The sequence below is a fragment of the Microvirga sp. genome, from assembly GCF_014699075.1.
GTDB lineage: Bacteria > Pseudomonadota > Alphaproteobacteria > Rhizobiales > Beijerinckiaceae > Microvirga.
Genome location: NZ_JACXAB010000009.1, coordinates 84,029 through 102,891 on the forward strand (window position 1 = coordinate 84,029; position 18,863 = coordinate 102,891).

An 18,863-nucleotide genomic window follows, 5' to 3' on the forward strand; every position below is an offset into this window, starting at 1 on the left:
AACCCATCCTTTAGGGCATTCCCACGGCCTTCTCCTCCCGGTATTGTCCGCGCAATTCGCGCAGCCTTCCTCCGGACGAGGCCCTCATGGACGATCTCTCTCTTGCCGCCGATTTCCCGCAAGCGACCCGCGAGCAATGGCTCAAGCTGGTCGAGGGCGTGCTGAAGGGTGCGGACTTCCAGAAGAAGCTCGTTTCCCGCAGCCATGACAGCATCGACATTCAGCCGCTCTACCCGAAGGCGGAAGGATCCACGCCGGTTGCCCGCGAGCAGGCCGGCCGCTGGCGTGTCTCGCAGCGCGTCGACCATCCGGATCCGGCAAAGGCGAACGAGCTGGCCCTCATGGATCTCGAAGGCGGCGCCGATGCGCTGACCTTCGTCACCCGTAAGGCTCCCGCCGCGCGCGGCTTCGGGGTGGCGATCAACTCCATCGAGGATCTCGACCGGACGCTTGACGGTGTGATGCTCGATCTCATTCACCTGCGCGTCGATGCCGGCGAACATGGTCGCCAGATGGCCGCGCTCACGTTGGCACTGGCCGAGCGACGCAGCCACAGGCTCTCCGAACTCTCCCTCGATCTCGGCCTTGATCCCGTCGGCGCCATGGCGGCCATGGGCCGGATGTCGGCGTCATGGGACGCAATGGCGCAACGCATGGGCGACACCCTCGCCCACCTGACATCAAAGGGCTTCACCGGCCGCGCTTTCCTTGCCGATGGGCGTGTCTATCATGAAGCCGGCGCCAGCGAGGCGCAGGAGCTCGCGGCTGTGCTGGCGACCGGCTTGAGTTATCTACGTGGCCTGGAAGCCGCAGGGCATTCGCTCGATGCAGCACGCCGCTCGCTGTCATTCTTGCTCGTGGCCGATGCGGCCGAGTTTCTCACCGTGGCAAAGCTCCGGGCCCTGCGCCGCCTGTGGGCGCGTGTCGAGCAGGCCTGCGGCCTGGAACCGAGGCCGATCCGCCTGCACGCGGAAACCGCCTGGCGCATGACCACGCGGCGCGATCCGTGGGTGAACATGCTGCGCACCACCATCGCGGCCTTCTCGGCCGGCATCGGCGGCGCGGATGCGATCACCGTGCTGCCGTTCACTGCGGCGCTCGGCCTGCCCGATGCCTTCGCCCGAAGGCTTGCGCGCAACACGCAACTGATCCTGCTCGACGAGTCCAACCTCGCCCGCGTGGCCGATCCTGCTGCCGGCGCCGGCGGGTTCGAGGCGCTCACCGATGCATTGTGCGAGAAGGCCTGGGGGCTATTCCAGGAGATCGAGCGCGAGGGCGGCATTCTGGAAACTCTGAAGGGCGAAACCCTCCAGGGTCGGATCGCAACTGTTCGTGCCCAGCGGGAGAAGGCCGTCGCCACCCGCAAGGAGCCGATCACCGGGACGAGCGAGTTCCCGAACATCAACGAAGCGGACGTAACGGTCCTGATGCCCATGGCGGCCGCGGAGCAGAACGGCGGCTCGCCACCGCAGGCTGCTGCGCCCTCGGGAGAAACCCTGTTCGCCTCCCTCGTGCAGATGGCTGCGGATGGAGCAACGCTGCCGCAGCTTGCCATGACGGCAGCAGGCTCGTCCGCCGTGGCAGTTGCTCCCCTGCCCTCTGTCCGCACCGCGGAAGCTTTCGAACGCCTGCGCGACATCTCCGACGCCTATCAGGCCAGAACCGGTTCAAGGCCGCAGGTCTTTCTCGCCAACCTCGGATCCGCAGCCGATTTCACCGCCCGCGCAACCTTTGCCAAGAATTTCTTCGAGACTGCTGGCATAGAAGCCATCATGAACGATGGGTTAACAGATCAGAACAGCATAGAAAAAGCATTCATCGACAGTAAAGCCAAAATTAGCTGCATCTGCTCTACTGACGAGATTTACAGACTTCATGCCCCTGCGACCGCAAGTACCTTGCGTCAGGCCGGAACAAAACTTTTGTTCCTGGCTGGCCGCCCTGGTGAAGATCAAAAAGAGCTGACCGAGGCCGGTATAACAACCTTTATTTTCACCGGGTGCGATACCCTCAAGATTCTCGCCGAGGCCCTCGATAAGGCCTGCGTGGAGCCTTGAGATTGTCCTCCCGGCCACGAACCGGGAGGATGACGGCTACGGCCCTCAGCCTCGGCATGCTCTGCAGCACCGCAGCCCTGGCTGCCCCCAAGAGCAAGCACGACGGCACCTGGCAGGTGCAGATGGTGACGGATTCCGGCATCTGCGGCACCAACACCTATGCCATCACGGTCGAGCAGGGGAATGTCCGCTACCACGGCGATCCCGGCGATGCCCCGGCGCAGATCAGCGGCCAAATTGCTTCCAACGGTTCCGTGAGCCTCGCGATCCGCCGCAGCTCCGCCCAGGCCCAGGCTTCAGGTAGCTTGGCAGGTCAGGCCGGCTCGGGCGTCTGGAAGGTCGATTCTTACGGCTGCTCCGGCCGCTGGAATGCCCAGAAGCGCTCCAGCGTCGCCCAGAGCTGATCGGCCGCGCTTTCCTCAAGCCGCTGCATCACCCGATGCGGCGGCTTTTTTGTGCCTGCGACCGTCTGCCATGAAGAGGAACCGTCCTCAAAAGACCCACGTTGGTTCAACCAACCCAATGTTGTTTCAGGAGTGTTTGATGCGTGTTCTTTCCTGGCTTGGCGGAGCCGCTATGGCGGCCCTCGTGCTGACGCCCGAGGCCCAAGCGCAAGCGAACCGGTTCGACGGCAACTGGAGCGTGGAGGTCGTTACCGAGCAGGGCGCCTGCGACCGGGCCTATCGGTATCCGGTCATCGTGCAGAACGGCCAAGCCCGTTACGGCGGCCCTGAGAGCTTCAACGTGAACGGCCGCGTGCAACAAAACGGCTCCGTGTCGGCCAGCATCTCGCGTGGGCAGGACCGGGCAAACGTCTCAGGCCGCCTTTCCGGAGCCACGGGACGCGGGACATGGACGACGTCCGGCGGCCGGGTCTGCTCCGGCTATTGGAATGCCGAGAAGCGGGGATGACACACTCTTGTCATTCCCGGCCGGAGCGCAGCGGAGGGGAAGGAAATCCATAGCGCTGCGCCTGATCGTTGATCCCCTTCCCTAGCCTGCGGCTCGCCGGGGATGACACCCTCACCGTCATGGCCGGACTTGTTCCGGCCATCCACGTCTTAGGGGCCAGAGCGGCATAAAGACGTGGATCCCCGGGACACGCCCGGGGATGACGAGGAGGATGTCGGGGTGTCCAACCATGCTCCGATAGCCTGCCGATACCGGATGCCCTAGAATGACCCCCATTCGATCCGTTTCCACCGGCAAGGGCATCCGCTTCATCCCATGACCAGCATCCCGGATTTTTCGAGCGTCGCTTTCACGGACGCTCCTCTGGCATCCTCTTCGAAGTCTTCGCCCGAGCCGTGGCTGACGCCGGAGGGGATTGCCGTGAAGGGATCCTACGGGCCGGAAGATCGCGTCGGCCTCGATTTCCTCGACACCTATCCTGGCATCGCGCCCTACCTCCGCGGCCCCTACCCCACCATGTACGTGAACCAGCCCTGGACCGTGCGCCAGTATGCGGGCTTCTCCACGGCTGAGGATTCCAACGCCTTCTACCGCCGTAACCTGGCTGCCGGCCAGAAGGGCCTGTCGGTGGCCTTCGATCTCGCAACTCATCGCGGCTACGATTCCGACCATCCGCGCGTGTCGGGCGATGTGGGCATGGCAGGGGTCGCCATCGATTCCATCTACGACATGCGCACCCTGTTCGCCGGCATCCCGCTCGATCAGATGAGCGTGTCGATGACCATGAACGGCGCGGTGCTGCCGATCCTGGCGCTCTACATCGTCGCGGCCGAGGAACAGGGCGTGCCCGCCTCCAAGCTGTCGGGCACAATCCAGAACGATATCCTCAAAGAGTTCATGGTGCGCAACACCTACATCTACCCGCCGAAAGGGTCGATGCGCATCATCTCGGACATCTTCGCATACACCTCAGCGAACATGCCGAAGTTCAACTCGATTTCGATCTCCGGCTACCACATGCAGGAAGCGGGCGCGACGCAGGACCTGGAGCTCGCCTATACGCTTGCCGACGGCGTCGAATACATCCGCGCCGGCATTGCGGCAGGGCTCACCATCGACCAGTTCGCCCCGCGCCTGTCGTTCTTCTGGGCGGTCGGCATGAACTTCTTCATGGAAGTGGCCAAGATGCGCGCCGCGCGCCTCCTCTGGGCGAAGCTCGTGAAGGGCTTCAATCCACAGAGCGAGAAGTCGCTTCCCTTGCGCACCCACTCGCAGACATCCGGCTGGTCGCTCACGGCGCAGGACGTGTTCAACAACGTCACGCGCACCTGCATCGAGGCGATGGCGGCAACCCAAGGCCACACGCAGTCGCTGCACACCAACGCGCTCGACGAAGCGCTGGCCCTACCCACGGACTTCTCGGCCCGCATCGCCCGCAACACGCAGCTCTTCCTACAGCAGGAAAGCGGCACCACGCGCATCATCGATCCGTGGGGCGGCTCCTATTACGTCGAGCGCCTCACCTACGAGCTGGCCGAGAGGGCCTGGGCGCATATCCAGGAAGTCGAGTCGCTTGGTGGCATGGCGAAAGCCATCGAGGCCGGCATTCCGAAGCTGAAGATCGAGGAGGCGGCGGCCCGCACGCAGGCGCGCATCGATTCCGGCCATCAGAAGATCATCGGCGTGAACAGCTTCAAGTCCACGGACGAAGCCTCCATCGACATCCTGAAGGTCGACAACGCCGCCGTGCGCGCGAGCCAGATAGAGAAGCTCAGGCGCCTGAAAGCCGATCGCAACCAGGCTGATGTGGATGCAGCTCTTGCCGCCTTGTCAGAGGGAGCGGCGGGCAACGGCAACCTGCTCGACCTCGCCGTGAAGGCCGCCCGCGCCAAGGCGACGGTGGGTGAGATTTCCGATGCCCTGGAGAAGGTCTGGGGTCGTCACCGGGCCGAGATCAAGGCGATTTCGGGCGTGTACAAACGGGAGGTCGGCATGGCGTCGCCAGCCGTGGAGAAGATCCGCAATCTGGTCGAACAGTTCGAGCACGACGATGGACGCCGTCCGCGCATTCTCGTCGCCAAGATGGGACAGGACGGGCACGACCGGGGCCAGAAGGTGATCGCCTCGGCCTTCGCCGATCTCGGCTTCGACGTGGATATCGGCCCGCTTTTCGCAACCCCCGAGGAAGCAGCCCGTCAGGCCATCGAGAACGACGTGCACATCATCGGTGTCTCGTCGCTCGCCGCCGGCCACCTGACGCTCGTGCCGGAGCTGAAAAGCGAGCTGGCCAAGTTCGGCCGCGACGACATCATGATCGTGGTCGGCGGCGTGATCCCGCCGCAAGATTTCGACGCCCTGTATCAGGCCGGCGCCTCGGCGATCTTCCCGCCCGGTACTGTGATTGCGGATGCCGCCGTGAACCTCATCGAGGATCTCAACCAGAGACTCGGATATGGCCCGAAACAGGCGGCGGAATAGCGCGCCGCCTCACGTCTCTCCTGGAAGGCATCCTGACATCTCAATCGGTGCGAATACATGCCCGACCAACATTAGCGATGCATTAAGCATGGCACTGAAATAGGTGGTTCTACGGATTGCGTCCGTCCTGCCGTACAGGAAACATCCCTCAAAGATCTTTTTCAGATAATTTCTTTGAGGATTGTTCATGGCACTTAATCTGGACGGCTACACGCTCACCTTTTCTGACGAGTTCACCGGCAGCTATCTCGACACTTCAATTTGGGGCACGAAATACTGGTGGGGCGGGCGCACCCTCGCGAGCAATGGCGAGATGCAGTACTTTGCCGACCGCTCGACGGCGGTCATCCAGCGGAACCCGCATCTCGACCCGTTCAGCATTTCGGCAGACCCTCGTGAGGCCGGCGACGGCATCCTGACGATCACGGCCCGGCCCTCCCCCGACAAGAGCCTGACGGACGGCCTCCCTTACGTGTCGGGGCTCATCAACACCCACGGCACCTTCTCGCAGACCTACGGCTACTTCGAAATCTCGGCCCAGGTGCCATCCGGCCAGGGGCTGTGGCCGGCGTTCTGGCTGCTGCCGCAGAGCGGCAACTGGCCGCCGGAGATCGACGTACTGGAGCTGCTCGGCCACGATCCCTCGACCTATTACGTCGGCTCGCACTGGACCGATGCATCAGGCGGCCATGCCTTCGACACGCAGGGCATTTCGACAGGGATCGATCTCTCCCTCGGCTTCCACAGCTACGGCACCCTGTGGACAGCGGATTCGATCACCTATTACCTCGATGGCATGGAGGTTTACTCCATGGCAACGCCCGCGGGCATGGACGAGCCGATGTATCTGCTCGCGAGCCTGACGGTTGGCGGCAACTGGCCGGGCGCCCCGGATGAGACAACCCAGTTCCCGGCAGAATTCCAGATCGATTATATCCGCGCCTGGGCGCTCGATGAAACACCCGACGTGGTGGTCGTCCGGACGATCTCAGGCGGGTCGGGAGCCGACATTCTCGTCGGCGACATTCATGCCGGCATCGTCGATGACACGATCAATGCCTTTGCCGGGAACGACACGCTTGAGGGCCTCAAAGGCAACGACACCATGGCCGGCGGCAGCGGCGCGGATACCTTCCTCTACCGGATCGGGCCAAGCGGCCACGACGTGATCCTCGACTTCGATCCCCTTGCCGGAGACGTGGTGCGGATCACGAAGGCACTCGCCGGCCAGAAGAACTTCTCCGGTCTCTATCGGATGATCAAGGACGATGCCGCCGGCGATGCGGTTCTCAAGCTGGCTGACGGCGGCTCCATCACCTTCGACGGCGTGACGAAGGCCCAGCTCGCCTACGACGACTTCTTCATCGTCTGAGCGTTGCTCTGTCGGGCGGTCCATCAGGACCGCTCGATGGCCCGCTTCACCACCTGCTGCACTTCCTTGTTGGACAGGAACAGGTCGTGGTTGATGATGCCGCCGCCGAACTCCGAGGCGTCGGCCACGCGCACGCCCAGAGCCTCCAGCCGCTCGCGGTCGGCCGCCCCTGCCCGCACGATCCCGCCGGCGAGGCGGCTCGAGACGGCGAGCGCCCGGTCGTTGGTGGAGCTGATCACGGTGATCTTCTTCGCATCCGACCCGAGACGCTCCAGGCCGCGGGCGAACAGGTCGATGTCGATGTCGGGCGCCGCCATCACCACGGCGCCGATGCGCTCCATGGCGCTCTCGCCGCCCGACGCGCGCAGCATGCGCAGAGTCTCCAGGGTCAGCAGCGTGCCCATGCTGTGCGCCACGAGGTGGATGCGCCCGCCGCTCGGGGTCTTGGCGATGGCGGTCAGCAGATCCTCCAGCGAGTCGCGGGACCACATGGCGCTTTCGCGGTCGGCCACGTAGCTGAAGGTCGAGGCGGCGGACGGCCAGGTGAAAAGACCGGTCACGCCCGCGAACTTGATGCCCTCGGAGAGGTCGACGGTCGAGGTCGCGGCCGTCTCGAAGCTTTCCTTGTAGCCGTGGATGTAGAGCAGCAGGTCGCGTCCGAAGGCGGCCTGGGCGAAGGCCTGCGCGGCGTTGCTCCGCTCCACATTCTCGACCTTCGCGATGCTCCAATCGCTCGCCGTCACGCGGCTGAGGAGCGAATCGGACGGCGGCGTCAGGCGCGCCTCCGCGAAGATCATGTCCGCCGAGCGCTCGCTGCTGAACCAGGGCTTCTTGGGCGGATCACCCACCGGGAGCCGCGTGGTCGCGACAAGGAGCTTCGGGTCCTTCTCGAGGCCGATCTTGAAGGAAGCGGGGCTGACGAGCGCCGAATCCTCTCCGACGCAGCCGGACAGGGCAAAGCCGGCAAGACAGACGATGGTGAGGCGGGACAAGGAGAAGCGCATGGGCCTTGGGATTCGGGAGGAGACAAAAAAGGTCATGCTGTTTCGCCCTCGATCATGGCATGCGCAAGGCGGGAACCCTGCCGCAGCCCCACTCGTGCCGGATTGCGGTAAAGCATTGGTGAACGGGGCCGCAGGGTTCGATGCCTTGATGCCGAGGTGAACGAACCGTACCTTCAGCCCATGCTCGCCGCCCTCGCCCGCACCTTCCTTGTCATCGTTGCCCTTTTCATCCTTCCCCTGGGAGCTCATGCCCTCTGGTGGACCCTGCGCGACGATATCGCGCCGAATTGGGGGGCGGCCGACTGGTCGAGCGCGAAGCTCCTGCCGGCAGCCACGGAAGCCCCTAAGGCGATCGTGGCGGTCTATGCCGCACGGGTTGGGCGTTGGCGCGGCATCTTCGCACATCATACCTGGGTGGTGGTGAAGGAGGCCGGCGCCCGCCAGTACACCCGCTACGACAAGGTCGGCTGGGGCAGCCCCGTGCGCACCAACGGCTGGGCGCCGGACGGTCGCTGGTTCGGCAACGCGCCCCATCCGGTGGTGGTGATCGAGGGCCCCGAGGCCGAGCGGCTGATCCCGCAGGTGCGCCAGGCCGTGGCGAGCTATCCCTACCAGACCTTCGGCGCCTACAACGCCTGGCCCGGCCCGAACTCCAACACCTTCGTGGCGCATGTGATGCGCTCGGTCCCCGAGCTCGCCGCTCCCCTGCCGCCCACGGCGCTCGGCAAGGACTGGCAGCCCTGGCGCGACATCGTGGGCCTGACCCCGAGCCGCACCGGCATCCAGATCTCGCTCGGCGGCTATGCGGGCATCGCGGTCGGCTGGATCGAGGGCATCGAGCTCGATTTCATGGGGCTCGTGGCCGGCCTCGACCTGCGCCGGCCAGCCATCAAGATTCCCGCCTGGGGACGATTTGGGATGGACCCGATCACTTGGTGAAAGCCTTCGCATAATGCGCTAAAGCTCCCGTATGACCGGGGGCTCACAAAAGGCAGCAGTGACGGCTGAGATGGTCGCTAGCGGCGATCGCGCCGCGCTGGCGCGCGCCATCACGCTCATGGAATCGCGCCGTCCCGACCACCGGGAGGCGGCGCGGGCTCTTCTTCAGAGGCTGATGCCACTCACCGGCAAGGCCGTGCGCATCGGCATCACCGGCGTTCCCGGCGTGGGCAAGTCCACCACTATCGACACCCTGGGCTCCATGCTCACCGAGAAGGGCCACAAGGTCGCCGTGCTCGCGGTCGACCCCTCCTCCACCCGCACCGGCGGCGCGATCCTCGGCGACAAGACCCGCATGGCGCGGCTGGCAGCCGATCCGAACGCCTTCATCCGCCCCTCGCCCTCCTCCGGGACGCTTGGCGGCGTCGCGGCCAAGACCCGCGAGACGATGCTGCTCTGCGAGGCGGCCGGGTTCGATGTGATCCTTGTGGAGACCGTGGGCGTCGGGCAGTCGGAGACGGCGGTCGCGGATCTGACCGACTTCTTTCTCGTGCTCATGCTGCCGGGCGCCGGCGACGAGTTGCAGGGGATCAAGAAGGGCATCCTGGAGCTTGCCGACCTGATCGCCGTCAACAAGGCGGACGATGCCGGCGCCAAGGCGAAAGCGGCAGCGGCCGAGTACAAGGCGGCCCTGCATATCCTGGCTCCTGCCTCGCCCACCTGGACGCCGCCCGTGCTGACGGTGTCAGGCCTGACCGGCCAGGGTCTCGATGAGCTCTGGACCAAGGTTCTCGACCACCGCAAGCGCCTGGAGGCCACCGGGGAGCTTGCCGCCAAGCGGCGGGCGCAGGACACGAAATGGATGTGGGCCCTCGTCCATGAGCGCCTGCACGAACGCCTCGCCCACGACCCTGCCCTGCGCCAGCGCGTACCGGAGATCGAGCGCGCCATTGCCGACGGCACGCTGTCGCCCAACGCGGCGGCAAGTGAGGTCGTGAAGCTCTTGGGGATCTAGGCAATCGCCTGCAATGGCACCCGGACCCAGCAGATCCGCAAGATCCGTCAGGTTTGGTTCTGGGAAAGCAGCTAAGCCTGTGACCGTCAAGACGGAGGTCTCTGTGACGGCGCCTGCCACCAAACACTACCAGGATCGGCTTCGAAGAACCCTCAAGCATATCGAGGAGCATCTCGACGAGGATCTGAGCCTTGAAGTCTTGAGCGGCGTTGCGGCGTTTTCCCGATACCACTTCCATCGGCAGTTCGTTGCACTCTTCGGGATCAACGTTCACCGGTACGTGCAACTCGCCCGCCTCAGACGGGCCTCTTACAAGCTCGCCTTCAGGAGCGAGGAGTCGATTTTCCAGATCGCCCTCGATGCCGGATATGAGGGACCGGAAGCTTTCGCTCGGGCCTTCAAAAAGAACTTCGGGCAGAGCCCGAGCGAGTTCAGAAACCAGCCGCAATGGACGCCTTGGCACGCAGTCTACCAACCTGTGACCGAAGCAAGGAGAATCCATATGCGAAGAACATGGAGCAGTGATGACGTGTGCATCGAGACCACCCCGGACATCCGATTGGCCGTGTTGGAGCACCGCGGCGCTCCAACGCTGATCGGCGCGTCCGTGCGCCGATTCATCGCTTGGCGTAAGGAGAACGGAGTGCCGAAGGCATCTCCGGTCTTCAACATCTTTTATGACGATCTGGATATTACGCCGGCTGCGGAGTTCAGGCTCGATATTGGCGTGGCAACCGACTGGGACGTGGTACCGAACAATGCAGGAATCAGGATCAAGACGATTCCTGGTGGACGCTGTGCCGTGTTGCGCCACGTCGGCTCCGAAGACAGCCTCGGCGCCGCGATCATGTACCTCTACGGATCATGGCTCCCGCAGAGCGGAGAGGAGCCGCGCGACTTCCCGCTTTACTGCCAGCGGATCCGGTTCTTCCCGGACGTGCCCGAACACGAGGCCGCAACGGACCTCTTTCTGCCCCTGACCTGAGGAGCCGGCGCACTTAGGCCGCGCCCATGATCTCCGCGGTCGGTCGGATCTGGCCGAGTTCGATCCCGTTCCAGTTCTTGAGCACGGGCTGCGCCAGGCTCTCGACCACCTTGCGCTCGTTGTCGCTTAAGGGAAGGAAGCGGAGGACGAGGCCGGCCATCATGGCTTCGGCCGCCCGGGCATTGCCGTCGTCAGCCTTGAGGGCGATCCCGTAGCCGAGTTCCGGGAACGAGGCGCAATAGACGCCCTCCGCGCCCACTTTCACGAAGGCGCGCTCGCCGAGACACTCCATCAGCTTCGTATCGAAGCGGCCGGTACCGGCGACCATGAAGGGATGGCGGGCCACGGCCTTGCGGATGCGGGCGGCGGCGGCCCTGCCTTCGCCCGGCAGGCCGATGCCGGTGCCGAACCTGGCAAACCCGAAAGCGAGCGACGGGAGCCGGATTGCATAGGTGGGGATCGAGCAGCCGTCGATGCCGCTCTTCTCGACCGAGTGGCAGGCGCCTGTGATATCTTCCAGGGCGTCCCGCACGGTGCGCTGGACCGGATGGTCCGCCAGAACATAGCCCTTAGGCGCCTCCCCCTGGCCGCAGGCGAGGCAGACGAAGCCCGCATGCTTGCCCGAGCAGTTGTTGTGCAGGGCGCTGGGGCTGCCGCCTGAGGCCGCCAGGGCGCGGTTCGCGGCCTCGCCCATGGGCCAATGGGTGCCGCATTCGAGGCAGCCGGGATCCTGCCCCGCCTTGGCCAGCATGGATCCTGCCGCCGCCGCATGGGCCGGCTCGCCCGAATGTGACGCGCAGGCCAGCGCGATCTCCTCGTCGGAGAGCCCGTATTTGTCGGCGATCCCGCTTTCGACCAGCGGCATGGCCTGAAGCGCCTTGACGGCGGAGCGCGGAAAAACCCGCCTGTCCACATCGCCGATCGACAGAACCGTGGCCCCTTCGGCGTCCACCACCGAGACGCTGCCCCTGTGGCGCGACTCGACCAGATGGCCGCGAGTGACCTCGACAAGAAATGGATTGTCCATCAATGCCCCGTTTGAAAAGCGGCGGTGTTGTGGAGGTACCGGCGGCAGAAGTCAAAGGGGACGTTGTTGCAAAATACCAACGAGACACCGCGAAATCGTCGCAAGCGACGGCTTGCGGCTCGGCGCTCGCCACCCTAAACCCAAGGCTCGAACAAACGGGGAGCCCCTGATGCATGTCGCGATGATCGGAGCAGGCTATGTGGGCTTGGTCTCCGGCGCCTGCTTTGCGGATTTCGGCCACGAGGTCTGCTGCGTCGACAAGGATCCGGCCAAGATCGAAGCCCTCAACCGGGGCGAGATCCCGATCTTCGAGCCGGGGCTGGCCGAACTCGTCGCCAAGAACGTGCGCGAGGGGCGCCTCACCTTCACCACCGACTTAGGCCAGGCGGTCAGGAGCGCCGAGTCCGTGTTCATCGCGGTGGGCACCCCCTCCCGGCGCGGCGACGGCCATGCGGACCTGTCTTATGTTTATCAGGCTGCCCGCGACATTGCCGCGGCCATTGACGGCTATACGGTGATCGTCACCAAATCCACCGTGCCGGTCGGCACCGGAGACGAGGTGGAGCGCATTATCCGCGAGGCCCGGCCCGATGCGGATTTCGCCGTGGTGTCCAACCCGGAATTCCTGCGCGAAGGCGCGGCGATTGCCGACTTCAAGCGCCCGGACCGCATCGTCATCGGTACCGACGACGAGCGCGCCTTAAGCGTGATGAACGACGTCTACCGCCCGCTCTACCTCAACCAATCGCCGGTGCTCGCCATGTCCCGGCGCACGGCGGAGCTGACGAAGTATGCGGCGAATGCGTTCCTCGCCACCAAGATCACCTTCATCAACGAGATCGCGGACCTGTGCGAGCATGTGGGCGCCAACGTGCAGGATGTGGCCCGGGGCATCGGTCTCGACAACCGCATCGGCTCCAAGTTCCTCCATGCCGGCCCCGGCTATGGCGGCTCATGCTTTCCCAAGGACACCCTCGCCCTGATCAAGACCGCGCAGGATCATGAAGCGCCGATCCGCCTCGTGGAGACGGTGGCGGCGGTCAACAGCCAGCGCAAACGCGCCATGGGCCGCAAGGTGATTGCCGCCTGCGGCGGTTCCGTGCGGGGTAAGACGATTGCAGTGCTGGGGCTGACCTTCAAGCCGAACACCGACGACATGCGCGACGCGCCCTCCATCGACGTGATCACGGCGCTCCAGGATGCCGGCGCCCGGGTGAAGGCCTATGATCCGGAGGGCATGGAAGCCGCCCGGTCCATGCTGACGGACGTGCACTACACGAAGGATGCCTACGACTGCGCGCGTGGCGCCGATGCCCTGGTGCTCGTGACCGAATGGGATACGTTCCGGGCCCTGGACCTGCGCCGCCTGAAGGCGGCCCTGGCCGAGCCTGTGGTGGTCGACCTGCGCAACGTCTACCGGCCGGACGAGATGCGCCGCCACGGCTTCACCTACGTGAGCATCGGGCGACCATCCTGACCCCTGCCCGGATCGGCTTGCGCGCCGGTCCTGCCGATGCCATGAGAGACATGTCAAAGATTGCGCCACCTGGAGCGGCTCATGCAGACCTTCTTCGTCGAGATCAAGTGCAAGCTCGGCAAGACCTACGCCGTCGCGAACGCGCTGGCGGACCGGGAGATCGCGTCCGAGATCTACTCGACCGCCGGAAACTACGACATCCTCGCCAAGTTCCACGTGGATGACGGCGTGGATATCGGCCACTTCATCGCCGAGAACGTGCAGATCATTCCAGAGATCGCCGACACGCACACCATCATCACCTTCAAGGCATTCTGAAGCCTGCCTATCGGTCTGTGATCCAGGTCACATCGAGAACGGCCTGCGTGGCGTAGCATCGGATTTCCTTCAGGGAGGAGCCGATGTCATCTCGCATGGACTGGCAACAGGTCTACCGCTTCTGGTTTCCGGTCGATCTCTCGAACGCCGACATCGCCGCCCATTGGCAGATGCTCGCCTGGTGGATGCGCGGGGGCGCCAATGCGGAAATGGCGCACTTCACCCCGATAGTGCATGCGGCGCGCTCCGGCCAATTGGAGCATTGGCTGGAAAACCCACACGGGCGCCTGTCCCTCATCATCGTTCTGGATCAGTTTCCGCGCGGCCTCTTTGCCGGGACGGCCGAAGCTTATTCATCGGATCAGGACGCCTTGAGCATCGCCGAGGATGGCTTTCGGAACGGGCATTACGATGCCCTGCAGAGTCCCTTTGAAAGGTTCTTCCATCTGCTCCCGCTGGCCCATGCGGAGGGTCCGGATCATCTGGAGCGGATGAGGCGCATCGTTGCCATCTCGGAACAGGCCCTTGAGGAAGCACCGGAGCACCTCAAGCCCGTTTGGGCATTCTCGCTGAGCCAGGCCACAGCCAATCTCGACGTGATCACCCGCTTCGGCCGGTTCCCACATCGCAATCCCGTTCTGGGCCGCGCCTCGAGGCCGCATGAACTGGCCTATCTGGCCAAGGGTGATTTCGTCCATACGCGGACGTTGCCGGCTTCGGCCCAATCGGCGATCAGCGCCGTCGGGTGAGAGGCCCCACGGATGGGGCCAATCCTTACTGGACGACGGCCGTCGCCTCAGTTGTGCGATCGGCTGGACGCGAGATCTCCGCGAGATACGGGCCGATGCCCTCATACCGGTCGAGACGGCGGACGATCTTCGAGTCGATCCGGTCGTAGAGCTCGGCAACGGTCACGGGGCGGCGCTTCCGGCCCTTGCCGTCCATGAAGAGCCCGGCATTGGCGCGGGCCGCCTTCGGGAAGAGCTTGGAGGCCTTCATGTTCGGGTCCTGATCCAGCACTTCGAGGAACCGGACTGCGCTGGACGCTCCCAGGAAGTGGGCCAGGTAAAGCTCAGCCTCAGCCAGCTCCCGCTCACCCTGGGAGTGCAGAGCGCGCTCCACATCCTTGATCAGCTCGCCGGCCATGAGAGCCGAGAAATACGGATCCGTGCGCAGGCTCATGACCCATTCGCGGTCCTTGGGCTCGACGGCGAGTTCGCCGTTGACGTAGCGGATCGCCTCGGCGGCTGCCTTGAAGCCGTAATCGGCGGCGTGGTGATAGACGGTCTCGATCCAGGTGCTGTCGATGAACTGGAACAAGCCCTGGGCCGAGGAGGTGCGCGCCTTGGCTTCCGGCGAGAGGCTCGATTCCACATCCGCCAGGGTCATCATGTAGACCGGGTCGGCACCGGTTGCATGGGCGGCCTTGAGGATGGAATGCACCAGCCAGCGCGGCACGTTACGCCCGTTGAAGGGAATCAGCTCGTCCGGGTCCCCGATCTCCGTCTCCGAGATGGTCGGGGACGCCGGCTTCTCGGCGCGGGGCTTCACGATGGAGAAAGCCCCGTCGAGGATGGCCTTGAAGAGACCCGGGTCCTTGGAAAGCTTCGGGGTGAAGGCTACGGACGCCGTCACTACCGAGCCGGTGATATCCTCCTGCACGGCCGGTACGGCAGCAGGTCGCGCCAGCAGGCCGGTGGGGATGGTGGCCACGGCGGCCGGCCCGGCCGTGAGGCCCTGAAAGCCCATGATCAGGCCTGCGGCCAGGGCGAGTTGGAGAGAGCGGCGACTTCCAGTCTTACGCACATCCGCAACAGGCTGCGGTACTGCGCATAGCAGCGTTCTCGCGTTACTCATCATCACTTATCCCGCATGGCCCGACCGGACGATCTGGCCTTCCCTTGTGTTATTCTGGGGACAGGGTTGACGGGTAGATGTGTCGAGAATCGGTCAGCTTGGCCATAAAAAGTAGGATTTCGCTAACCTTGTCCGGCTTTTCCCCGAGAAATTTTCAGGTTTTTTCCGGAAATTTAGGATGAGGATTGCGCGACAAGCTGCGCGTTGGTGCGCTCGAGGCGCTTGGCCAGTTCCCGCATGATGGCCAGGGACATCTGGGGGAATTGGGCCAGGAGCTCTAGAAAGACCCGCTTGTCGATGCGAAGCGCCGTGGTCGGCTCGGCCGCCATGATCGTGGCCGAGCGAGGGGTATCGGACAGGATGCCCATCTCACCCACCAGGGCGTTGCCCCCCAGTTCCGCAACCTGGATTTCCCCGCCCGGGGTGTTGAGCAGCACGTTGGCCCGACCATCGAGAATGACATAGGCGGCGTCGGACGGGTCCCCCTGGGAGAAGAACCGCTGCCCCCCGGCGAACTGCACCCGCTCGCTGGTGAAGGCGAGAAGCTTCAGACGAGCGGGGTCCACATCCCTGAACATCGGGACCTGCCGCAAGGACTGAACTTCCGTCTCAAGGGTCATGCCACCTCTCCTGCTATCCTCTGGGGGGCGTCCGGCTTAGGGCTGGAAGGCCTCGGAGCTGGAGCTGCCGTCTTATCGGTTATGATCTGTCCATCGCGGAAACGCATCTGAACATCGAAGTCGCCGGCCTGTCGATCATTCGGAAGTACCATGAACAGGCTTTGTTGATCGAATAGCTCGAGTAGCAGCTGCATCAACTGCTGGCTACGCGCCTCGTCGAAAGGCGCAAGCGCCCCGTCGATCACCAGAATGTCCGGGCGCTTCACCAGACACCGGACCAGGTTGACGCTCGCCCGCTCCTGCGGCGAGAGGAGCCTGCCCGCCGTACCGACCTGATATTCCAGGCCGACCCTCTCGACCTCCTCCTGAAGGTCGAGTTCGCGGACAACGGCGGCAACCGCTTCCGCAACCCGCGCCCGGGCATTGGCCACCTGATAGCTGACGCGCCCGAACAGGAGGTTGTCCCGCAAAGGAGCGGCCGCGCAGATGCCTTCCGGGTCATAGAATTCGACGCCACCCGACTCGGCCTTTTCGAGAACCTCGCGGACGATCCCCCGTGCCTCGACGATCCGGCCGGTCATGGCGTCATCGAGAAGGCCCAGGCGATGCCGGGCTTCGATGTAAGCCAGCGGCAGGGACAGGAGGCGTGTGCGGTCCTCGCGTCTCAGGCTGCCCTCGCCACGGCCGCGACGGCGCAGGATCGCCTCGAACTCGGTCAGCTCATCGGCGCCGATGAAGGAGAACTGCTCGAAGAGGGAATGACCGGGCGGCAGCCCCTCGAAGATCTCGGTCATGGTCTCGGCAATCTGCAGACCCATCTGGACGAGATCGTCCGTCATCTCCGCCCTGTCGATGGCGCTGCGGAACTGGGCATTGTCGGCGAGGTTGCGCCCCTTGAACTCGTCGGAGATCGGCACGCCGAAGAGAAGGTTTTCCGCAATCGTCGCCTGGCTGTTGTAGCGCTCCGGATCGAAGGGCTCGACCAGATCGCCCATGCCGTTCGATTGGAAAGTGTCGCGCAGGCGGTGTCGGGCTTCGACAAGGCGCTCCGCAAGGCTCGTATGGCGCTCGGGATCGATCCTGCCGGCAAGGCCGAACAGATAGATCGTGTCTCCCATGCCGACCTTGTCGAGGAGGTCGAGCAGGATGCGGTCCAGTTCGTCCTCGTCCTTTGCGCCGAGACGCTCGTAATCGACCCACTGGTCGGAGATGCTCTCGATCGGGTTGCCGGTTCTGAGCGCCTCCGCGATCCGGCGGTCCATCTCCTGCCCGTCCTCCTTCAGCCGACCCAGAGGCTTCGAGCGGAGGCCATAGACGAGATTGTCGCGAATGCTGCCGGGGAAGAGGATCGGGTCGACGCCCGCATAGGCGATCCTGTGTCCGGTCACGACCATCGGAAGCTGGGTCAAATCGCGCTCGCCGATGCGGATCCGGCCGCTGAACTCCAGGCTTCGCCGGGCCAGGATGCGCGCCAGCATGCTGGCGGCCGCACCGCCGTTCGAGATCAGCGCGACACTTGCGGGCAGTTCGACCGTGAAGGCGCCTCCTTCGATGATCAGGTCGCCATGCGGCCCGGCCACCCGGATGTCCTCGCCCACAAAGGAGCCGATCAGGGGCTGATCCGCCTCCGCCGCTTCACGCGCCTCCAGCATCGGGCCGAGCCTGTCCTCGGCGAAATGCTGGGTAACCTGATCGTACTTTACCTGAACGTCGAGACGCTGCTGGTCCCAGTCGATCAGCTCCTTCAGGGGCGGCGGCAATTCGCGGTAGGCCGCGATGACGGCGACGAGCTGGCCGATGTCGAGGGTGCCGCGCAGGGCGAAATAGCCGCCGATGGCGTAGAAGAAGAACGGCGTCAGCTGGGCGAGGAAGTTGTTGAGGGTTTTGACGAAGAATTTCCGGTTGTAGATCTTCAAGCGGATGGTGAAGAGATTGAAGAGGCGGTGCCCGATCTCGGCCTTTTCCCAGCCATAGGCATTGTGAACATGCACCACCTCGATTCCGTCGAGAACCTCCGCGATGCGGCCCGCCAGCTGGCGCTGCTTGCCGAGGCGCAGCAGCTCGCGCCGCAGCCGCGGGATGACCGTGAACTGCACGGCGATTACGGCGAGCGCGATCAGGCCGAGCCAGACATTCTGCACCATGATGAACACGAGCGCAGTCGTGGCCTGCGTGCCCAGGAACACAGGGGTGATGAAGGCATCGCCGATGAAGCCGCCGATCGGTTCGACCTCATCCTTGATGATCGTCGCGGTCTCGGAGGATTTGACGGTCCGCAGGGCGTCCGGGGTGAAGCGCAGCACCATGGAGAACAGGTCGAAGCGCATGCGCCTGAGCATGCGCTCGCCCAGCACGCCTTTGGAGACGTTGATCCAGTACTTGAAGGCCCCGTTCACGATCACGAAGAACAGGAACACGAAGGACAGGCCCATGAGCAGGCCGACCCGGCTGACCTGGAAGCCTTCGAAGATCTCCCATGTGCTGCCACCGAGCCACCCCGGCCAGTCAAAGGACAGATTGAGGAAAGGAGCGGTTGGGTTTCCGTCGCGGAAAGCCTCACCCTGAATAGCCTGGTTCACGATCTGGCGAGGCAGATCGAGCGACATGAAGTAAAACGGCAGGGACGCCAGCACGACGGCGCAGATGATCATCTGGTCGCGCTTGGAATGTGTCCAGATATAGCGGAAAAGGCTCTTTTCCATCAGCGCCGTGATGCCATCTTCATGTGCCTGTGATCCCTCTTTCCGTTCCGGGGCATCGCCATAGTTTGACGAGGGGGGCTATTGTAAGGTTAGAGGTAGC

16 protein-coding genes are annotated in these 18,863 nt (G+C 64.3%); 11 read left to right on the top strand and 5 right to left on the bottom strand.

All coding sequences use genetic code 11. The annotated features are described in order from the left end of the window. The first annotated feature begins 86 nt into the window (after positions 1-86). The 5 genes from IC232_RS15520 to IC232_RS32405 all read left to right on the top strand — a co-directional run bounded on the left by IC232_RS15520 (position 87) and on the right by IC232_RS32405 (position 6,819). Positions 87-2,057, top strand: coding sequence for a methylmalonyl-CoA mutase family protein (locus IC232_RS15520; RefSeq protein ID WP_190845888.1), 1,971 nt, complete (start codon positions 87-89; stop codon positions 2,055-2,057). 29 nt (positions 2,058-2,086) lie between these two features. After that, positions 2,087-2,461 (top strand): hypothetical protein, encoded by a 375-nt coding sequence (locus IC232_RS15525; protein ID WP_190845889.1) that lies wholly within the window; start codon positions 2,087-2,089, stop codon positions 2,459-2,461. 139 nt (positions 2,462-2,600) lie between these two features. Further along, positions 2,601-2,969, top strand: coding sequence for a hypothetical protein (locus IC232_RS15530; protein WP_190845890.1), 369 nt, complete (start codon positions 2,601-2,603; stop codon positions 2,967-2,969). Positions 2,970-3,284: 315 nt separating this feature from the next. Beyond that, positions 3,285-5,447, top strand: a complete 2,163-nt coding sequence (gene scpA / locus IC232_RS15535; RefSeq protein WP_190845891.1) for a methylmalonyl-CoA mutase — start codon at positions 3,285-3,287, stop codon at positions 5,445-5,447. A gap of 187 nt (positions 5,448-5,634) precedes the next feature. Beyond that, complete coding sequence (locus IC232_RS32405) at positions 5,635-6,819, top strand: family 16 glycosylhydrolase (protein ID WP_246812231.1); 1,185 nt, start codon at positions 5,635-5,637, stop codon at positions 6,817-6,819. A gap of 23 nt (positions 6,820-6,842) precedes the next feature. Here the strand turns inward: IC232_RS32405 and IC232_RS15545 are convergent, their stop codons facing one another. After that, positions 6,843-7,859: an alpha/beta hydrolase gene (locus IC232_RS15545; RefSeq protein WP_246812232.1), complete on the bottom strand. Its 1,017-nt coding sequence runs from the start codon at positions 7,857-7,859 to the stop codon at positions 6,843-6,845. Positions 7,860-7,979: 120 nt separating this feature from the next. Between IC232_RS15545 and IC232_RS15550 the strand changes: the two genes are divergently transcribed. The 3 genes from IC232_RS15550 (at position 7,980) to IC232_RS15560 (ending at position 10,762) form a co-directional block, all read left to right on the top strand. Further along, positions 7,980-8,762: a DUF3750 domain-containing protein gene (locus tag IC232_RS15550; RefSeq protein ID WP_409564932.1), complete on the top strand. Its 783-nt coding sequence runs from the start codon at positions 7,980-7,982 to the stop codon at positions 8,760-8,762. 31 nt (positions 8,763-8,793) lie between these two features. Further along, positions 8,794-9,777 (top strand): methylmalonyl Co-A mutase-associated GTPase MeaB, encoded by a 984-nt coding sequence (gene meaB / locus IC232_RS15555; protein WP_190845892.1) that lies wholly within the window; start codon positions 8,794-8,796, stop codon positions 9,775-9,777. A 79-nt stretch (positions 9,778-9,856) separates the two neighbouring features. After that, the gene (locus IC232_RS15560; protein ID WP_409564933.1) at positions 9,857-10,762 is read left to right on the top strand and encodes a GyrI-like domain-containing protein; all 906 of its coding nucleotides are present in this window, start codon (positions 9,857-9,859) and stop codon (positions 10,760-10,762) included. A gap of 13 nt (positions 10,763-10,775) precedes the next feature. On the opposite strand, the gene IC232_RS15565 is transcribed toward IC232_RS15560, so the two are convergent. Further along, positions 10,776-11,789, bottom strand: a complete 1,014-nt coding sequence (locus IC232_RS15565; RefSeq protein WP_190845894.1) for an asparaginase — start codon at positions 11,787-11,789, stop codon at positions 10,776-10,778. Positions 11,790-11,958: 169 nt separating this feature from the next. On the opposite strand from IC232_RS15565, the gene IC232_RS15570 reads away from it, so the two are divergent. The 3 genes from IC232_RS15570 (at position 11,959) to IC232_RS15580 (ending at position 14,333) form a co-directional block, all read left to right on the top strand. Continuing rightward, positions 11,959-13,266 (top strand): UDP-glucose dehydrogenase family protein, encoded by a 1,308-nt coding sequence (locus IC232_RS15570; protein WP_190845895.1) that lies wholly within the window; start codon positions 11,959-11,961, stop codon positions 13,264-13,266. A gap of 81 nt (positions 13,267-13,347) precedes the next feature. Continuing rightward, positions 13,348-13,584: an Lrp/AsnC ligand binding domain-containing protein gene (locus tag IC232_RS15575; protein WP_114947155.1), complete on the top strand. Its 237-nt coding sequence runs from the start codon at positions 13,348-13,350 to the stop codon at positions 13,582-13,584. Between the two features lie 83 nt (positions 13,585-13,667). Further along, entirely contained in the window at positions 13,668-14,333 is a 666-nt protein-coding gene (locus tag IC232_RS15580) for a DUF924 family protein (protein WP_190845896.1), read from the top strand. A 25-nt stretch (positions 14,334-14,358) separates the two neighbouring features. Here IC232_RS15580 and IC232_RS15585 read toward each other — a convergent pair whose 3' ends face one another. From IC232_RS15585 to IC232_RS15595, 3 genes are all read right to left on the bottom strand, one after another. After that, positions 14,359-15,441, bottom strand: a complete 1,083-nt coding sequence (locus tag IC232_RS15585) for a transglycosylase SLT domain-containing protein (RefSeq protein WP_190845897.1) — start codon at positions 15,439-15,441, stop codon at positions 14,359-14,361. A 173-nt stretch (positions 15,442-15,614) separates the two neighbouring features. Further along, on the bottom strand, positions 15,615-16,061 hold the full coding sequence (locus tag IC232_RS15590; RefSeq protein WP_190845898.1) for a Crp/Fnr family transcriptional regulator: 447 nt from the start codon (positions 16,059-16,061) through the stop codon (positions 15,615-15,617). Continuing rightward, the gene (locus IC232_RS15595; protein WP_190845899.1) at positions 16,058-18,763 is read right to left on the bottom strand and encodes an ABC transporter transmembrane domain-containing protein; all 2,706 of its coding nucleotides are present in this window, start codon (positions 18,761-18,763) and stop codon (positions 16,058-16,060) included. Before IC232_RS15595 ends, IC232_RS15590 begins: the two co-directional genes overlap by 4 nt. Between the last annotated feature and the right edge of the window lie 100 nt (positions 18,764-18,863).